14 protein-coding genes are annotated in these 17,376 nt (G+C 70.3%); 10 read left to right on the forward strand and 4 right to left on the reverse strand.

Annotation, left to right across the window (positions count from 1 at the left end; genetic code table 11):
• Positions 1-834 (reverse strand): TIM barrel protein, encoded by an 834-nt coding sequence (locus tag ACFWZ2_RS21610; protein ID WP_384547974.1) that lies wholly within the window; start codon positions 832-834, stop codon positions 1-3.
• A 126-nt stretch (positions 835-960) separates the two neighbouring features.
• On the opposite strand from ACFWZ2_RS21610, the gene ACFWZ2_RS21615 reads away from it, so the two are divergent.
• From ACFWZ2_RS21615 to ACFWZ2_RS21650, 8 genes are all read left to right on the forward strand, one after another.
• Positions 961-1,239, forward strand: coding sequence for a hypothetical protein (locus tag ACFWZ2_RS21615; protein ID WP_384547976.1), 279 nt, complete (start codon positions 961-963; stop codon positions 1,237-1,239).
• On the forward strand, positions 1,236-1,613 hold the full coding sequence (locus tag ACFWZ2_RS21620) for a helix-turn-helix domain-containing protein (RefSeq protein ID WP_384547978.1): 378 nt from the start codon (positions 1,236-1,238) through the stop codon (positions 1,611-1,613). Before ACFWZ2_RS21615 ends, ACFWZ2_RS21620 begins: the two co-directional genes overlap by 4 nt.
• 160 nt (positions 1,614-1,773) lie before the next feature.
• On the forward strand, positions 1,774-2,289 hold the full coding sequence (gene uraD / locus ACFWZ2_RS21625) for a 2-oxo-4-hydroxy-4-carboxy-5-ureidoimidazoline decarboxylase (RefSeq protein WP_384547979.1): 516 nt from the start codon (positions 1,774-1,776) through the stop codon (positions 2,287-2,289).
• Positions 2,286-2,702, forward strand: coding sequence for a hydroxyisourate hydrolase (gene uraH, locus ACFWZ2_RS21630; protein ID WP_384547981.1), 417 nt, complete (start codon positions 2,286-2,288; stop codon positions 2,700-2,702). Before uraD ends, uraH begins: the two co-directional genes overlap by 4 nt.
• A 5-nt stretch (positions 2,703-2,707) precedes the next feature.
• Positions 2,708-3,640, forward strand: a complete 933-nt coding sequence (gene pucL / locus ACFWZ2_RS21635) for a factor-independent urate hydroxylase (protein ID WP_384547983.1) — start codon at positions 2,708-2,710, stop codon at positions 3,638-3,640.
• A gap of 67 nt (positions 3,641-3,707) precedes the next feature.
• Positions 3,708-5,132, forward strand: a complete 1,425-nt coding sequence (locus tag ACFWZ2_RS21640) for a nucleobase:cation symporter-2 family protein (protein ID WP_384547984.1) — start codon at positions 3,708-3,710, stop codon at positions 5,130-5,132.
• Positions 5,133-5,177: 45 nt separating this feature from the next.
• On the forward strand, positions 5,178-6,563 hold the full coding sequence (locus ACFWZ2_RS21645) for an 8-oxoguanine deaminase (protein ID WP_384547986.1): 1,386 nt from the start codon (positions 5,178-5,180) through the stop codon (positions 6,561-6,563).
• 347 nt (positions 6,564-6,910) lie between these two features.
• Positions 6,911-8,275, forward strand: a complete 1,365-nt coding sequence (locus ACFWZ2_RS21650; protein ID WP_384548103.1) for a nucleobase:cation symporter-2 family protein — start codon at positions 6,911-6,913, stop codon at positions 8,273-8,275.
• 71 nt (positions 8,276-8,346) lie between these two features.
• Here ACFWZ2_RS21650 and ACFWZ2_RS21655 read toward each other — a convergent pair whose 3' ends face one another.
• Positions 8,347-10,155, reverse strand: a complete 1,809-nt coding sequence (locus tag ACFWZ2_RS21655) for a DUF4157 domain-containing protein (RefSeq protein ID WP_384547988.1) — start codon at positions 10,153-10,155, stop codon at positions 8,347-8,349.
• A 507-nt stretch (positions 10,156-10,662) separates the two neighbouring features.
• On the opposite strand from ACFWZ2_RS21655, the gene ACFWZ2_RS21660 reads away from it, so the two are divergent.
• Complete coding sequence (locus ACFWZ2_RS21660) at positions 10,663-11,802, forward strand: nucleobase:cation symporter-2 family protein (protein ID WP_384547989.1); 1,140 nt, start codon at positions 10,663-10,665, stop codon at positions 11,800-11,802.
• A gap of 57 nt (positions 11,803-11,859) precedes the next feature.
• Positions 11,860-15,366 (forward strand): hypothetical protein, encoded by a 3,507-nt coding sequence (locus ACFWZ2_RS21665; RefSeq protein WP_384547990.1) that lies wholly within the window; start codon positions 11,860-11,862, stop codon positions 15,364-15,366.
• A 12-nt stretch (positions 15,367-15,378) separates the two neighbouring features.
• Here ACFWZ2_RS21665 and ACFWZ2_RS21670 read toward each other — a convergent pair whose 3' ends face one another.
• Both ACFWZ2_RS21670 and ACFWZ2_RS21675 read right to left on the reverse strand, forming a co-directional pair.
• A complete protein-coding gene (locus tag ACFWZ2_RS21670) occupies positions 15,379-16,296 on the reverse strand; it encodes a hypothetical protein (protein WP_384547992.1) in 918 nt (305 codons plus the stop codon).
• Positions 16,297-16,466: 170 nt separating this feature from the next.
• Positions 16,467-17,327 carry a chitosanase gene (locus ACFWZ2_RS21675; protein WP_384547994.1) on the reverse strand — a complete coding sequence of 287 codons (861 nt, stop codon included), beginning with the start codon at positions 17,325-17,327 and terminating at the stop codon, positions 16,467-16,469.
• Between the last annotated feature and the right edge of the window lie 49 nt (positions 17,328-17,376).

Genomic DNA, 17,376 nt, shown 5'->3' on the forward strand with positions numbered 1-17,376 from the left:
TCAGCGCGCGGCGCGGGCCTCGCGGGGAAGCCACTCGAAGGAAGCGGCGGCGTCAGCGGCCTTGTACTCCAGGCCGACCCACCCCTCGTATCCCGTCTTCTTGAGCTGGTCGAGGAGGCCCTCAAGGGGGAGCGAGCCGGTGCCGGGGGCGCCGCGGCCCGGGTTGTCCGCGATCTGCACGTGACCGGTCTTGTCCGCGTAGGCCGCGATGACGGACGGCAGGTCCTCGCCGTTCATGGACAGGTGGTAGAGGTCCATGAGGAACTTCGCGTTGCCGAGGCCGGTCGCGGCGTTCACCTTGTCGACGGTCTCGATCGCCTTGGGCGCGCTCACGATCGGGCAGAGCGGCGACTCCGGCTTGTTCAGCGCCTCGATCAGCAGGATCGCGCCGACGCGGTCGGCCTCGCGGGCGGCCAACACCAGGTTTTCCAGGGCGAGTTCGTCCTGGGTGGCCGGGTCCACGCCCTCGACGCGGTTGCCGTACAGCGCGTTCAGGGCGGTGCAGCCGAGGGACTTCGCGAAGTCCGCCGCCACCGAGAGGTTCGCGCGGAACTTCTCGCTCTCCTCGCCCGGGATCGACAGGGCGCCGCGGTCGGGGCCCGGCAGCTGTCCCGCGTAGAAGTTCAGGCCCACCAGCTGGACGCCCGCGTCCTCGATCGCCTGCTTCAGGGCGTCGAGCTCGGACTGCTCGGGGGTGGGGGCGTCGACCCAGGGCCACCACAGCTCGATCGCCGTGAAGCCCGCCGCCGCGGCGGCCGCGGGGCGCTCCAGGAGCGGGAGCTCGGTGAAGAGGATCGACAGGTTCACATTGAAGCGCTGGTCGGAGTATCCCATGGGGCTTCCGCGCTCCTTCCGTATTGCGGAAGTTCATTTCTGCTTGATGGAAGAGTGCATGCGATCCGCCGAAGCTGTCAAGAGGGGGCTGCCGAAAAATCGAGGACCGGCAGTAGGTTGTTCCGCGTGCGATTGAGAGTGGAGTTCACGACCGAACCCTTCGACCTCGACGAGGCCCCGGCGCATGCGCTCGTCGCCCGTGAGGTCATCCAGGGGGCCCCGCTGGACGCGGTGGACGTAGGTCCGTTCGGCAACACGGCGGAGGGCGACATCGACGCGGTGCTCGGCGCCGTCGACGCGATGCTGCGCCGGTCCCTGGGGGCCGGGGCGACCCGCGTCTCGCTGCAGGTCAATGTGATCGGCGAACCGGGGGAGCCGCGAAAGCCGGGGGAGGCGGATAAGTGACCAGCTTCGGGGACGATCCCTTCGTCACCGCGGTCAAGCCGCTGGTGGACGCCATGGGCGGCGAGATGATGCCGCCGGCCGAGGCAGGGGCCGACGACGTCGTCCTCGCCTGGGAGGGCGTGGACGTGGTGGCCGTGCGGCTTCCGCAGCTCGCGGACTCCCTGGACCACATTCTTCTCGCTCTGGAGCGCAAGCGGGGCATGCCGCTGGCCGAGCTGGACCGCAAGGCCAAGCAGGAGGTCGTACGGATACTGGAGGCGCGAGGAGCCTTCTCCGTACGGCACGGTGTCGAGACGGTGGCCAGTGCGCTCGGCGTCAGCCGTTTTACCGTTTACAACTACCTGAACAGGGAGAATGCCGCGAAGGGCGACTGATCGAACGTCGTCCCCGAGTTACTCTTTGCAGCCGAGCCGTCACCCGTGTCGTCGGGTGGCGGCTTCTTTGTTCAAGTTATTTCAACAAACTGTTGACGCCGTGTTGTTGAAGGTCTTAGCTGTTCCGCAGCCCGTCCAGCACAAGGCCACGGAGGCTCCCGTGACTTCGAGTACGACACTGGGCATCGCCCGGTTCAACGCCTTGGAGGAGGCCGCGGCCACCGCCGCCCTCCACGAGGCATGCGCCTCTTCGGCCTGGGGAGGAAAGCTTCTCTCCCAGCGCCCCTACGCCACCGCCGAAGCCCTCTTCGCCGCCAGCGACGCCGCCATGGCCGAGCTCACCGCGGACGACCTGGCGGAGGCGATGGCGGGGCACCCGCCGATCGGTCGCCCGAAGCCGGGAGACCCGACCTCCGCCCGCGAACAGCGCGGCATGGCCGGGGCCTCCGAGGAGCTCAAGGCCGAACTGCTCGAACTGAACCTGGCCTACCAGGAGAAGTTCGGACATGTCTTCCTGATCTGCGCGACCGGCGCCACCGCCGAGTTCATGCTCGGCCAGTTGAAGGTCCGGATCGAGAACGGGGCGGAGGAGGAGCGCGAGATCGTCCGCACCGAACTGGGCAAGATCAACCGCATCCGCCTGACCCGCCTCGTAGAAGAAGGAAGCGACGCATGAGCACCGGACCCGCAGAAAGCACAGCATCGGTGTCCACCCACATCCTGGACACCAGCGTCGGACGCCCCGCCGAGGGCGTCGCCATCTCCCTGTCGGCCCGCAGCGGCTCGGGCAGGGAGTGGAAGGCGCTCGGCGGCAGCGCGACCGACGCGGACGGGCGCTGCAAGGACCTCCCGGCCCTGCCGGAGGGCACCACCCACGTACGTCTCGACTTCGAGACCGAGGCGTACTTCCTGAGCAAGAACAACCAGCAAGCCGAGGCGCAGCAGGACGCCCCCGCGAATCGGGACAGTGGCACGACCGAAGCGTTCTTCCCGGAGGTGGCGATCACGTTCGCCGTCACGCCGGGCGAGCACTACCACGTACCGCTGCTGCTCAACCCGTTCGGCTACTCCGTTTACCGAGGGAGCTAGCAGACATGCCCACCATTCTGGGACAGAACCAGTACGGCAAGGCTGAGAACCGGGTCGTAAAGATCACGCGGGACGGCGACACCCATCACATCAAGGACCTGAACGTCTCGGTCGCCCTCTCCGGCGATCTGGACGACGTCCACTACAACGGCTCGAACGCCAACTGCCTGCCGACGGACACCACGAAGAACACGTGCTTCGCGTTCGCCAAGGAATACGGCATCGACTCCGCCGAGCAGTACGGCATCCACCTCGCCCGGCACTTCGTGGACAGCCAGCCCTCGATCCACCGTGCGCGCATCCGCATCGAGGAGTACGCCTGGGAGCGCATCGGCGGCTCCGACAGCAACTCCAAGTTCATCGGCGCCGACGAGGTCAAGCACTCCTTCGTCCGCAAGGGCCAGGAGACGCGGCTCGCCCAGATCACCTACGACGGCCAGAACTTCGAGGTCCTCTCGGGCCTCAAGGACCTGACCGTGATGAACTCCACGAACTCCGAGTTCTGGGGCTACATCAAGGACAAGTACACGACCCTGCAAGAGGACTACGACCGCATCCTCGCCACCTCCCTGTCCACCTGGTGGCGGCACAACTGGACCAACGACGAGCAGCGCATGCCGAGTTGGGAGCGGTCGTACGAGCAGGCCAAGAAGCACATCCTGCACGCCTTCGTGGAGACCTACTCGCTGTCGCTGCAGCAGACGCTCTACCAGATGGGTTCGCGGGTCATCAACAACCGCAGCGAGATCGACGAGATCCGCTTCTCCGCGCCCAACAAGCACCACTTCCGCCAGGACCTCTCCGCCTTCGGCCTCGACAACGAGGCCAAGGACGGGGCCGTCTACTACGCGGCCGACCGTCCCTACGGCCTCATCGAGGCCACGATCCTGCGGGACGGCGTCGAGCCGAAGATCCCGGTCGACATGACCAACCTCTGACGCGGGATGCGCGCCCCCGCCCCACCGCAGTGGGCGGGGGCGCGCCACACCGGAGGGAACATCCGCAATGGCACAGCCTGCAAAGGGGCCGGCAGCAGCCGAAGGCCCGTGTTCCACCCCATCGGACATAGCTGAGGGCGCGTCAACCGCCGCCTGTCATCCGGTGGATGAGAAGCTCCATCCCTCGCGGCTCGTCCCCGCCGCGCTCCAGCACATCGCGGCCATGTACGCGGGTGTCGTCACCCCTCCGCTCATCATCGGCCAGGCGTGCGGCCTGGACACCGTGGCCCAGACCCGGCTGATCGCCGCGGGTCTCCTCATCGCCGGTCTCGCCACCATCCTGCAGACCCTCGGCGTCAAGGGCTTCGTCGGCAACCGCCTGCCGTTCGTGAACGCCGCCTCCTCCGCGGGCATCGCGCCCATCCTCGCCATCGCCGAGACCAACGCCAAGGGCGACCAACTCCCCGCGATCTACGGCGCGGTGATGGTCGCGGGCGTCTTCTGTCTCGCCGTCGGACCGTTCTTCGGCCGACTGCTCCGCTTCTTCCCGCCGCTGGTCACCGGCGTCGTCATCACGCTCATCGGCGTCACGCTGATGCCGGTGCCCGTCAAGTGGGCGCAGGGCGGCGACGAGACCGACCCGACCTTCGGCGACATGAGGTACCTCGCGCTCGCCGCCTTCACGCTCGTCGTGATCCTGCTCTTCCAGCGCTTCGGCCGTGGCTTCGTCAAGCAAGTCGCCCTGCTGGCAGGCATGTTCATCGGCACGCTCGCCGCGATCCCGTTCGGGATGGCCGACTTCACCTCCGTGCAGACGGCGCCGCTGGCCGCGCTGCCCACGCCGTTCGCCGCGGGTGCGCCGGTCTTCCAGCCCGCCGCGATCCTCTCGCTCTGCATCGTGATGCTGGTCCTGATGACCGAGTCGGCGGCAGGCATGCTGGCCCTCGGTGAGATCTGCGAGCGCAGGACCGACGGGAAGACCATCACCCGCGGTCTGCGCACCGACGGCATCGCGACCCTGGTGGGCCCCGTCTTCGGCGGCTTCCCGACCTCCGCCTTCGCGCAGAACGTCGGCGTCGTCTCGCTGACCCGGGTGCGCAGCCGCTATGTCGTGGCCGTCGCCGGTGGCGCGCTCATCGTGCTCGGCGCCTTCCCGGTGCTCGGCGCGGTCGTGAACGTGGTCCCCATGCCGGTGCTCGGCGGCGCGGGCATCGTCCTCTTCGGCTCCATCGCGGTCAGCGGCATCCGTACGCTCTCCGAGGCGGGCCTGGACGACAGCTCCAACATCATCCTGGTGGCCGTGTCGCTCGGAGCGGGCATCATCCCGCTCGCCGCGCCCACCTTCTACGCGGACTTCCCCGCGTGGGCCCAGACCGTGCTCGGCTCCGGCATCAGCGCGGGCGCGCTCGTCGCGGTCTCGCTCAACCTGTTCTTCCACCATCTCGGCACCCGCGGCAGCACCGAAGCCGCCGCGGCACTCAAATCCTCCTAGGGTCATGCCGTGCCCACATCGCCACTCACCTGTGAAGGAAGCACCATGGCACCTTCTTCGGCAGACCGCATCGTCATCGAGAACGTCGCCATCGCGACGGTCGACGCCCACGACACCGAGTACGCATCGGGGTACATCGTCGTCGCTGGCAACAGGATCGAGTCCATCGGCGCGGGCAAGGCGCCCGAGGGCCTGGAGAACGTGGTGCGCCGCGTCGACGGCACCGGCCACCTCGCCACGCCCGGCCTGGTCAACACGCACCACCACTTCTACCAGTGGATCACCCGGGGTCTCGCCACCGACCACAACCTCTTCAACTGGCTGGTGGCGCTGTACCCGACGTGGGCGCGCATCGACGAGCAGATGACGTACGCGGCCGCGCAGGGCTCCCTCGGCATGATGGCCCGCGGCGGTGTCACCACCGCCATGGACCACCACTACGTCTTCCCGAAGGGCTCCGGCGACCTGTCGGGCTCGATCATCCGTGCCGCCTCCGAGATGGGCGTCCGCTTCACGCTGGCCCGCGGTTCCATGGACCGCAGCGAGAAGGACGGCGGCCTGCCGCCGGACTTCGCCGTCGAGACCCTCGAAGGCGCGCTCGCCGCCACCGAGGAGACCGTCAAGAAGCACCACGACGCGTCGTTCGACGCGATGACGCAGGTGGCGGTCGCGCCCTGCTCGCCGTTCTCCGTATCCACCGAACTCATGCGCCAGGGTGCCGAGTTGGCGCGCCGTCTGGGCGTACGACTGCACACCCACGGCAGCGAGACGGTCGAGGAGGAGAAGTTCTGCCACGAGCTGTTCGGCATGGGCCCGACCGACTACTTCGAGTCCACCGGATGGCTCGGTGAGGACGTGTGGATGGCGCACTGCGTCCACATGAACGACTCCGACATCGCGGCATTCGGCCGTACGGGCACGGGAGTTGCCCACTGCCCGTCCTCGAACGCGCGCCTCGCGGCCGGTATCGCCCGCGTCCCCGACATGCTCAAGGCGGGCGTCCCGGTCGGCCTCGGCGTCGACGGCACCGCCTCCAACGAGTCCGGTGAACTCCACACCGAGCTGCGCAACGCCCTGCTCATCAACCGCCTCGGCGCGCACCGCGAGGCCGCCCTGAATGCCCGTCAGGCGCTGCGCCTGGGGACGTACGGCGGCGCCCAAGTCCTGGGCCGGGCCACGCAGATCGGCTCCCTGGAGGCGGGCAAGCTCGCCGACCTGGTCCTCTGGAAGATCGACGGCATCGGGCACTCCTCGATCGCCGACCCGGTGACCGCCATCGTCTTCGGCGCGGCGGCCCCGGTCACCCTCTCCCTCGTCAACGGCAGGCCGGTCGTCGAGAACGGCCGCCTGCTGCACGCCGACGAGGACGCCATCGCCCGCTCCACGCGGGAGGAGGCGCAGCGTCTCGCGCGGATCGCCGCCGGGAGCTGACCCCATGAACTCCGGTTGAGGGGGACGGCCCTCGACCGGACTTGAGCAGCCGAGCGGGCTGCTCAAGTGCCGCCCCGGAACGCGGCCCAACACTTCGCGTTCCCGGGGCGGTCAGTACTACCTGGGCGCAGTACCCACAACTTCACATCGAGCAGGTCCTTGCACCACGCACCACCTCCCAGAAGCGAAAAGTGCCGGCCGCGGGCCGGGACTGGAAAACAACCGGAGGAGCCACAGTGGCCACTCAGCCCAGGTTCACCAAGCAAGGCACCACCCCGGATCCCGACGCGGACGAGGGATCCCACCAGGCCGTACACCCGGTCGACGAGAAGCTTCCGCCCCTGAAGATGGCGACGACCGGCCTGCAGCATGTGGCCGCCATGTACGCGGGTGTCGTCGCACCGCCGCTGATCGTGGGAGCGGCGATCGGACTGCCCGCCAAGGAACTCACCTTCCTCACCGGCGCCTGTCTCTTCACCGCGGGCCTCGCCACCTTCCTGCAGACCCTCGGGATCTGGAAGATCGGCGCCCGGCTGCCCTTCGTGAACGGCGTGACCTTCGCCGGTGTCGCGCCGATGCTCGCCGTCGTCGACTCCACGAAGGACAAGGACGACGCGCTGCCGATCATCTTCGGCGCGGTGATCGTGGCGGGCGTCCTCGGCTTCGTCGCCGCCCCGTTCTTCTCCAAGATGATCCGCTTCTTCCCGCCGGTCGTCACCGGCACGGTCATCACCCTGATCGGCATCTCGCTGATGCCCGTCGCCTTCGGCTGGGCGCAGGGCCCGGTCCCCGGGGCCGACGACTACGGCTCGATGAAGAACCTGGGACTCGCGGGCAGCACGCTCGTCATCGTGCTGCTGCTCCGCCGCTTCACCACCGGCTTCGTGAAGCAGATCGCCGTACTGCTCGGCCTGGTCATCGGCACGCTCGTCGCGATCCCCTTCGGCGTCACGGACTTCGGCCCGGTCGGCGACGCGGACGTCGTCGGCTTCCCGACCCCGTTCCACTTCGGCGCCCCGCAGTTCGCGGCGGCCGCGATCGTCTCCCTCTGTGTCGTCATGGTGGTCTCGATGACCGAGTCCACCGCCGACATGCTGGCGCTCGGTGAGATCGTGGACCGTCCCGCCGACGAGAAGACCATCGCGGCGGGCCTGCGCGCCGACACCCTCGGCTCGGCGGTCAGCCCGCTCTTCAACGGCTTCATGTGCAGTGCCTTCGCGCAGAACATCGGCCTGGTCGCGATGACCAAGATCCGCAGCAGGTACGTCGTGGCGGCGGGCGGCGGCTTCCTCGTCCTGATGGGTCTGTGCCCGATGGCGGCGTCGCTGATCGCGGTCGTGCCGCGGCCGGTGCTCGGCGGCGCGGGTGTGGTGCTCTTCGGTTCGGTCGCGGCGAGCGGCATCCAGACGCTGGTCAAGGCGAACCTGGAGAAGGACAACAACGTCCTGATCGTGGCGGTCTCGCTGGCCGTCGGCCTGATCCCGATCGCGGCGCCGGAGTTCTACCACGCGTTCCCGGAGACCGCGAAGATCATCCTCGACTCGGGCATCTCGACGGGCTGTGTGGCGGCCGTGCTCCTGAACCTGGTCTTCAACCACATCGGCGGGGGCCGCGACGACGACGAGGTCACGGCGCCGATGGAGGGAGGCTCGGCGATCGCCGAACAGCGCACGCACTCCTCGCCCTCGGGGTCCTCCGCCGCCGTGCACTGACGTGCCGAAGGGCCGGTCGGGCCCCGTTCCCTGCCTCATGAACTCACGTGGAACGGGGCCGACTTCCGGTGCTACGCCCTGATCTGCTGGTCGGCGTTGCGCTTGACGATCTCGCCCGCCACCTTGTCGACCACCTTGCCGGACATCGGGTCGAAGGAGGCGACCTTCGCCTCCAGGGTGCCGAGTTGGGCGTGGTCCACGGCCTTGACGTACAGGGAGATGTTGCTCGCGAAGGGCGTGCCGGGGACCGGGTCCGCGGTGAAACGGGCCCAGAACCGCTCCGGATCCTGCGCGGCCCACTGGACGATCATGTTCTCCCACGGGATCATCGCCGAGTTCACCGCGTAGAGACCGGGCACGAGGTTTCCGCCCTCGGTCCGTCCGCCGAGTTGCGCGCCCCGCACGTGCAGCCACTCCCAGTTCTGGTTCATGGGGGCCGAACCCTCCAGGAAGCGGTTCGCGTAGGCGGCGGCCGCGAGGGCGTTCCAGTTGCCCATGGCGGCGTCCTGGCCCGCGCCGCGGTCGACGGCCCGGATGCCCGTTCCCGGCACCCAGCCCGTGTCGGGGGTCACGGCGGGCAGCGCCTGGAACTGGGCCGTGAGCTGCTGTCCCTCGGGGCTGTCCGGGTCCAGGGCGTCGAACCCCTCGTCCCCGATGGACTCCGCGCCGATGCGGATCCGGTGGGTGTCCGACCGTGCCTGCGTCACCCGCGATCCGTAGACGACCTTGCGTGATCCGTCGGGGCTCTCGTAGGAGTAGGCGTTCTGTGTCGCCGTGGCGATGTCCTGGGAGGCGGCTTCGAACATCTCGGCCCTGTGGACGCCGTAGAACTCCACCTTCTCGAACGCCGCCTGGTCCTCGGCGGAGATGCCGAGGAGTTCGAAGGCCTCGTTCCGCGACGAGACGTTGAGGGCGATGAGGACGCCGTCGGGGTCGGGCAGACGGGAGCCGCCGCCGGTCTGCCAGATGGCGGGCCGATTGCGGCTCGCGAAGTTGGCGAGCCCCTTCGCCTCCCGGCCGTCCAGCTGGATGGGCCGCAGGTGATTGGCCTCCGCGTCGTAGACGAAGACGGGGCCGAGGGCGCCCAGCAGGTCCGGGAGTTCCCGGGTGCTCGCGTTCGCGGCCGCCGCCTGGAACTGCTCGACCGCGCCGTGCAGGACGAACAGCGGGCGGGAGTTGAGGTGGTAGAGGTAGGAGTACTCGGGGCCCGGGGCGCTGGTGTCCTGATAGGTGCGCCTGTCCCGGTCGGTGAGGCGCATGATCCGTTGGATCGGAGCGCTCTCGGACGGGGCGGCGGCCGCCGTGTCGGCCTGCGCCGGTGCGTCGGTCACCGCGGGGGCGGTCCCCGACAGGGCGCGGCGCGCGTTGTCCTCCGCCTCCCGCTCGAACCGGTCGCCGGGGTCGCTGACCTTCAGGCCGTCGCCGTTGTCGGTGCCCGCGACGGGGCCGCGGCGCTGCTGGATGACGTGGGTCAGCTCATGGGCGAGGGTGTGCCGGTCCGCGCCGCCGTCGCCGACGACGACGTGGTTGCCGGAGGTGTAGGCGCGGGCCCCGACCTCGGCCGCCGAGGCGCGGGCCGCGCTGTCGGTGTGGATGCGCACGTCCGAGAAGTCGGCGCCGAGCCGGGCTTCCATGTCGGTGCGGGTGGCGTCGTCCAGCGGCCGTCCGCCGGTGCGCAGCACGCCGGGCACCGCGGACCGCTGCACGGCGGCGTCCTGCTCCTTGAGCGCGTTGACCACCGCGGCGTTCCCGGCGCTGCGCTGCAGGGCCAGGAGCAGCTGTGCGGACGCGCCCGCGGGACCCGTGCCATCGGCCTGGGCGCGGGCGGGAGACCCGGCGGGGCCGGTGTGCGGGGTCTTGGCGGGGTCGTGCGTACGCATGCAGGGGGCCGTTTCGATGGGCGGAATGCTGACCTCACCTGCATACGCGTTGTACGGGGGGCGGCGCGAGGTGTGCGAGGGCAGAACTGGAAGGTCCGGAAGGCAGCCCGTCCTGCCTCGTACGACGTCTTCCGCTGCCGGGGTGCGCTGACGTAGCGTCGTGGCGCCGTCGACCGTACGGCGGAAGTTACTTTCCATGCGGTGATGCTGGCCCTGTTCCGTGTCGCGTGAACTCCACGGAACGGGGCCGACGTCCAGCATCACGTAATGGCAGAAGAGCCACCCATGAGTTGTCAACTGCTGGTCGGTTCACCGACCAGCTTGCACAACGAACGCCACTGGCTGTGACACGCCGTTTGCGTCCAGCTCCACCACGGTGGAACGGAGGCGATTGACTGCGCCCCGCACCTACGCGGTCAAGCGTCCCGTATGAAACCGGGTCCACCGGCGATGCCGGATCTGTGCCTTCGAGGACTCCCGCGTGGGAGAGGCAACGTACTGCATCCCGTGGGGCGTTGGACAGCTCCGCAGGTCAGCTGCGACGGCGTCTCGTTCGCGGGCGTCGGCGTGATGCTGACGATCATCTCGACGCAGGGCGGCGTCGAGGCGGGCATGCCGGTCGTCTTCGGCGCGATCATCGTCTCAAGTCTCTTCGGTTTCCTGGTCAGTTCGTACTTCTCGCGCCTGGTCCGCTTCTTCCCGCCGGTCGTCACGGGCTCGGTCATCACCCTGATCGGCGTCTCGCTCATCCCGGTCGCGTACGACTGGATCGTCGACGACTCACCGACGGGCACCCCGGAACCCAGGAGCATCGGCCTCGCGGGCGCCACCGTCCTCGTGATGCTCCTGCTCCAGCGCTTCACGCGCGGCTTCCTCAAGCAGATCAGCATGCTCTTCGCGATGATCTTCGGCACGCTGCTCGCGATACCGATGGGCCTCGCCGACTTCTCCGAGCTGGACGGCGCCGACCCGGTCGGCATCCCCTCTCCGCTCCACTTCGGCGCCCCGGAGTTCAACCTCCCCGCGATCATCTCCATGTGCGTCGTGATGCTGGTGATCCTCACCGAGTCGACCGCCGACATGATCGCCCTCGGCAAGATCGTCGAGAAGGACGTCGACGAGAAGACCATCGCCCGCGGGCTGCGCGCCGACGCCCTCGGCTCCGCGCTCAGCCCGCTCTTCAACGCCTTCCACGCCAGCGCCTTCGCGCAGAACATCGGCCTGGTCGTCATCTCCAAGGTGCGCAGCCGCTTCGTCGTCGCGCTCAGCGGCGCGATCCTCGTCCTCATCGGCCTCAGCCCGGCCGCGGCCGCGCTGATCTCGGTCGTCCCCATGCCGGTCCTCGCCGCCGTCAGCCTCTTCCTCTTCGGCTCCATCGCGGTCAGCGGCATCCAGACCCTGCTCCAGGCCGACCTGCACCGCGGCGACAACGCCCTGATCGTCGTCATCACCCTCGGCGCCGGCCTCGCCCCCGCCCTCTCCGACGGCTTCTACGCCGCCTTCCCCGACTGGGCCCAGATCGTCCTCGGCTCCGGCATCTTCACGGGGTGCATCCTCGCGGTCTCCCTGAACCTGGTCTTCAACCACCTGGGTACGAAGCCGAGTCCGGCCACCGCCGACCAGCCGGAGCCCGCGGTGACGCACTGAGCCGGAGGCGCGATACTGCTGCCGGGAGTGTCGTGGGGCGGCGCGGGGAGGGGCCGGATGGAGCGGCGCGGGCTGAAGCTCGCCGTGAACGTGCTCGTGCTCATCGGCACCACGCTCCTCGGCATCGTCCTCAACTACGCGACGAGCGGCACGTCCGACGACTTCGGGCCGTTGCGTTTCCTGCGCGACAGATCACTGCCGCTGCTCGGCGTCGTCGTGCTGCTCCTGATCGGCTGCACCTGGTGGCTGCACCTGCTCGACCGGCCGGTCACGGCCCGCCCCGCGTGGGACTCGAGTCAGCCTCCCTACCCGGGACTTGAGGCCTTCACGGAAGCCGACGCCGGGGTGTTCTTCGGGCGGGACCGGGAGGTCAGGGAGCTGGTGGGGCGGCTGAGGGGCGCGGGGGCCGGGGGCGTGCGGGACCGGGTCGCCGTCGTCATCGGGCCTTCGGGGAGCGGCAAGTCCTCGCTGGTCGCGGCCGGGCTGCTGCCCGCCCTTGCGAAGGGGCGCGAACGCTGGTCGGTGGTGCCGCCGTTCGCGCCCGGCGCGGAGCCGGTGCCGGCCCTGGCCGCCCGCCTTGCCGACGCCGGACGTCTGCGTGCGGGGCGGGGCGCCCCGGTGCTCGTGGTCGTCGACCAGCTGGAGGAGCTGTTCACGCTCTCCGGCGAGCGGGACCGCGAGGAGTTCCTGACGCGGGTCGGCGGCGCGCTGGCGGCCGATCCGCACCTGTGGATCGTGGCCACCCTGCGCTCGGACTTCCTCACCGATCTCCTGGAATCCGGACACGCGGACCTCGTCCGGCATCCCCTGCTCCTCGGGGTGCTCGGCCGTGCCGAACTCTTCGACGTCATCGAGCGGCCCGCCCGGGCGGCGGGCCTGGCCTTCCCGCCGGGCCTGGTCGCCCGCATGGTCGACGACACGGGCGGCGGCGACGCCCTGCCCCTCCTCGCGTACACCTTGCAGGCGCTGTTCCTGCGGTCCGGGACCGAGGGTTCGATGGCCGAGGCGGACTACCTTCAACTGGGCGGTGTGGCAGGGGCGTTGGCGGAGCAGGCGGACCGGATCGCGGCCGGTCTCCGCGCGGCCGACGCGAGCGCTCCCGTCCTTGCCGTACTGCTGAAGTTCGTCACCCTGGAACACGGTGAGCATGGCGCGCCCACCCGCCGCCGGGTGCGCCGCGCCGACCTCGCGCCGCGCGAGCGCGCCGTGGCCGACGCCTTCGTCGAGGGGCGGCTGCTCACGGGTGACGGCGACGTCATCGACGTGTGCCATGAGGCGCTGTTCCGGCAGTGGGCGCCGCTGCGGGAGGCGGTGGCGGAGGCCGCCGAAGTGCTGCGGTGGCGTACGGAGTTGGAGCGTCTTGCGCAGGACTGGGAGCACTCCGGGCGGCGCGCGGCGTATCTCCTGGGCGGGGAGCGGCTCGCGGCCGTGCGGGGGTGGCTGGCGCAGGCGCCCGACGTGCTCGGGGGGACCGCCCTGATCGACGACTTCCTCGCGGCTTCGGTACGACGCGACAGTGCTGCCCTGGTGCAGGTCGCGGACGCCGTGGCGCGGCGGGCCATCGAAACGGCGGACCGTGACCCGGAGTTGGCGCTGCTGGCCGCGCTGGCCGCGATCGACGAGTGCGCGCCGACGTCGGTCGCGCAGCGGGCTCTGCAGGTCGGGCTCAGGTCCGCGCGGCGGTGCGCCGTGTTCCGGGGGAACGGGGGCAATGTGCGCGCCCTGTCCTGGTCGCCGGACGGGGAACGGCTCGCGGCCGCGTACGAGGACGGGAGAGTGCGGATCTGGGCGACGGAGCCCGGTGGCGTGGGGCGGGAGCCGCTGACCGTGCTCGTGCGGGAGGGCGGCGAGGGCGGCGAGGACGACAGTGCTCTCACGGTGGCCTGGTCGCCCGACGGGCGGCGCCTCGTCGCCGGGTTCCGGGACTGCCGTGGCGTCATCTGGGACACGGCGAGCTGGGCCGAGTGCGGTGTGCTGCCCGGGAGTTGGGGCGGGAGCGCCGCATGGTCGCACGACAGTGCGCGGATCGCGATGGTGTCGCTGGACGGGTTGCGGGTCTGGGACGCCGGGACGTGCGCCGAGGTGATGGTCCTTTCGCCGCCCTTGGACGAGGAGCGGCAGGTGTGGCGGGTCGACTGGTCCAGGGACGGGAGGTGGCTCGCGGGTGCGGCGGACGGCGGGTGGGTGTGGGTCTGGGGCATGGCGACCGGGGAACCGGGTCCCGGCTCGCTCCGGCACCGGCTGACCGCCGCCGATGTGGCCTGGTCGCACCAGGGAGGGCGCCTCGCTTCGGTCTCCGAGGCGGGCACGGTCGCCGTCTCCTCGTTGGAAAGAGGGGTCTGGAGCGACGACACGCAGGCGCAGCGCGAGCTCGTCGTGCCGCTGCCCTGCGTGACCTGGTCACCTGACGACGTCCACATCGCGGTGGGCGACAACGAGAAGACCGTTCATGTGTGGAACGTGCTCACGAACGAGAGGCTTGCCCTGAGCGGCCACGGTGACTGCGTCAACGACATCGCGTGGCAGGGCGATCGCATCGCCACCGCCTCCCGCGACGGGACCGTGTCCGTGTGGGACATGACCACGACCGGCACCTCGGTGGGGACGCGGCTGTTCCCGGGTGGTGCGCGGCACAGTCTCAGCTGGTCGCCGGACGGCGCCCGCATCGCCACCTGCGGCCTGGGTGACGAGGTGCTCGTCCAAGGCCCGGCGCCGCACGGCGCCATCGCCCGGCTGCGGCAGAACGGCGAAGCGGCCGACGCGGCCTGGTCGCCCGACGGCACCCGGCTTGCCGCCGTCACCCGCACCGGGATGATGACCGTCCACGACAGCCGGGACATGTCGCCGATGCTGGAACTCCCCGCACCGGGCCGGGCGTTCACCTCCGTGGCCTGGTCACCGGACGGCACCTGCCTCGTCACCACCGAGAACGACGGCGGCACCCGCCTTCGCGACGCCCGCGACGGCACGCACCTCCTGACCCTCGAAGGCGACCGCCAATGGCTCGCCCGCCCCGCCTGGTCGCCCGGAGGAAGCCGCCTCCTCACCTCCCTGACCAGGTCATCGGCCTGCGTCTGGGACGTCACGACAGGCACCCGCCTGACCCTGCTCGAAGGCCACACGGACTACACGGTCAGCGTGGCCTGGTCGCCGGACGGGCGCCGCGTCGCGACCGGTTCGCGCGACCGCACGGTCCGCGTGTGGGACCCGGGCACCGGCGCCGAACTGGCGTGCCTGACCGGCCACGAGGAGCGTGTGCAGGGGCTCGGCTGGTCGCCGGACGGCACCCGGCTCGCCACCGGTTCCTGGGACGGGACCGTACGCCTGTGGGACCCGGACGAAGGGCGCGAGCTCGCTGTCGTCGGCATCCACGACGACCAGGTGAACGACCTGGCCTGGTCGCCGGACGGCACCCGGCTCGCCACGGTCTCCCGCGACCGCACGGTCCGCCTCTGGAACCCCGCCATGGACCTCGACGAGCTGCTCGCGCTCGCCCGCTCCCGCGTCTTCCGCGCCCTCACGGACGAGGAGCGGCGCGAGCTGCTGCTGCCCGCGCGACGTTGAGGTCGCCTGCGGTCAGCAGAGCCCCGACGCCCGGACCGAACCGCCCGCGTTCTCGTCGTCGGTCCCGAGCAGCGCCGTCCGCGTATCCGGCACGCACTCCACAGCCTCGATCTTGTGCCCCTTGAACTTCCGCAGGACGTCGGGGGACTTGTCGACGGTGAGCCGTACCGTGCCGGAGCGGTTCACGGACAGGCGGCCCGCGTCGCTGACCGCCGAGGCGAAGGGGCCGTCGTCGCCCGAGTCCGAGGCCGAGCCGATGAGCAGGCGGCCCGATTCCGTGACGGTGATGTCCGAGACGTGCCGGACGTTGCCCGACGGGTAGGGCGCGCGGTAGCGGGCCGTGGTGACGGGGCCGAAGTCCGCCTCGCCGTACTTGTTGAAGGAGAACGGCGCCGCGTGCAGCGTCGCGGGACGGTCCTTGCCCGCGCCCCGGTCGGCCCAGACGGCCGCGAGCCTGCCGTGGCGGGAGGTCAGCGCGAAGCTCTCGTAGTCGTCGCCGTCGGCGATCGCGGGGAGCGGCGAGACGTCGAGGACCTCGGCTTCGGAGCCGGTCGTCTTCAGGTGGTAGACGAGGCCGCGGCTGGCGAGCGCGAGGTATTCGCCGGTGGTGCCGGGCACCGCCTCTATCGCCTCCAGGTCGATCGGCTCGCCGCCGCCGGACCAGGCGAGCGGTTCGACGGTCGCGGACCGGCCGGGGCGGTAGGTGAGATCGGCGACGCGGTTCTGGCCGGGCTTCTTGTTGTCGCGTACGACGAGTGCGTGCGTGGCGCCGTCCGCGCGACCGGTGAGGGCGAGGCCGCTGATGCCGGAGGTGATGTCGTCACCGGCACGCTGCCAGCCGCCGTCCGCCACGGCGACGGGGGCCGTGGCGCCGCCCGAGGTGAGGAGGGCCGCGGTGGCGGCCGCGAGCACGGTCGTACGGAGAATCATGGATCTCTCACCTCGGTGCAGGATGACGCGCGTAGACAGGGAGTTGGCGGGGACCGTACCCATTTCAACCTGTCAGAGGCAAGAGGTGTGCGCCCCGAAGGGGCGCGGGGAACCGCGCGACCGGCCACGACGTACCCGCGGCCGTGGACCCGCAGTTCCCCGCGGAGTGCCTAGCCGATGTGGTACGGGTCCCCGTACACCTTCCAGTCCAGCGGCGTGTCGAGGTTGAGGTTGCCCTTCTTCAGGAAGACCCGCTGCGCGGTGTCGACCCGGCTGGTGTCCTCGTGGGCCTCCTCCTGCTTCATCGCCCAGACGCGGGCGTCGAGGAAGGCGTTGAGGTACTTCACCTCGTCGCCGCCCTGGGCCGGCGGCTTGGCCGAACGCAGCGCGCGCTTGCGGATGTTGCGGAAGCTGGTGGAGTCGCTGCCGTCGCCGTGCATGACGATCGCGTCGTAGTACGCGAACTGCCCGAGCACGCCGATGCCGTCGGCCTTGCCCTGCTGGACGGCCGGGTTGAAGTAGACGCGGTCGCGCTCGTCGTCCTGCGCCTTGCGGAACTCGGCGTCCGTGTCGGCGGCCCGCTCCCAGTCGGGCTTGAACGTCGGGTCGAGGCCTTCGTGCGAGTCGGTGCCGTCGACCCTGCGCAGCGCGGGCAGATACTTGGCGAGGATGTTGTTCGGCTTGCGCTTGGTGTAGAGCTCGACGAGGTCGAGCATGTCGCCGGTGCCGGAACAGAAGCCGATGATCCCGGCGGTGTAGCCGCGTCCGTCGTCGATGTCCTCGCAGTAGCGGTACCACTTCTTCCATTCGAGCGAGGAGTTCTCCGCGCTGCAGACGATCCGCATCGCGATCTCCTTCTTCGCCGGGTCGTCGAGCCCGGCCGCGGCGACCGTGCCCGAGGTCTGGGTCGCGGTGGCCGTCTGGGTGGCGAGGAGCGGTCCTGCCACGGCGGCGGCGCCGATGAAGGCGAGCAGGGTGCGGCGCGAGGTGGCGTGGCCGGTGGTGCGCGGGCGTATGTGGGGGGTCTCCACGAGGGCCTCCTTGACGGGGAGTTCGAAGCGAGTTCGAGCAGGTTCGAGG

The sequence above is a fragment of the Streptomyces sp. NPDC059002 genome (assembly GCF_042740435.1).
Lineage (GTDB): Bacteria > Actinomycetota > Actinomycetes > Streptomycetales > Streptomycetaceae > Streptomyces.

Coding starts and splice junctions, on each gene's coding strand:
- ACFWZ2_RS21610 (WP_384547974.1), bottom strand. CDS start 834: ATGGGATACTCCGACCAGCGCTTCAATGTGAACCTGTCGATCCTCTTC.
- uraH (WP_384547981.1), top strand. CDS start 2,286: ATGAGCACCGGACCCGCAGAAAGCACAGCATCGGTGTCCACCCACATC.
- pucL (WP_384547983.1), top strand. CDS start 2,708: ATGCCCACCATTCTGGGACAGAACCAGTACGGCAAGGCTGAGAACCGG.
- ACFWZ2_RS21640 (WP_384547984.1), top strand. CDS start 3,708: ATGGCACAGCCTGCAAAGGGGCCGGCAGCAGCCGAAGGCCCGTGTTCC.
- ACFWZ2_RS21645 (WP_384547986.1), top strand. CDS start 5,178: ATGGCACCTTCTTCGGCAGACCGCATCGTCATCGAGAACGTCGCCATC.
- ACFWZ2_RS21650 (WP_384548103.1), top strand. CDS start 6,911: ATGGCGACGACCGGCCTGCAGCATGTGGCCGCCATGTACGCGGGTGTC.
- ACFWZ2_RS21655 (WP_384547988.1), bottom strand. CDS start 10,155: ATGCGTACGCACGACCCCGCCAAGACCCCGCACACCGGCCCCGCCGGG.
- ACFWZ2_RS21665 (WP_384547990.1), top strand. CDS start 11,860: ATGGAGCGGCGCGGGCTGAAGCTCGCCGTGAACGTGCTCGTGCTCATC.
- ACFWZ2_RS21670 (WP_384547992.1), bottom strand. CDS start 16,296: ATGATTCTCCGTACGACCGTGCTCGCGGCCGCCACCGCGGCCCTCCTC.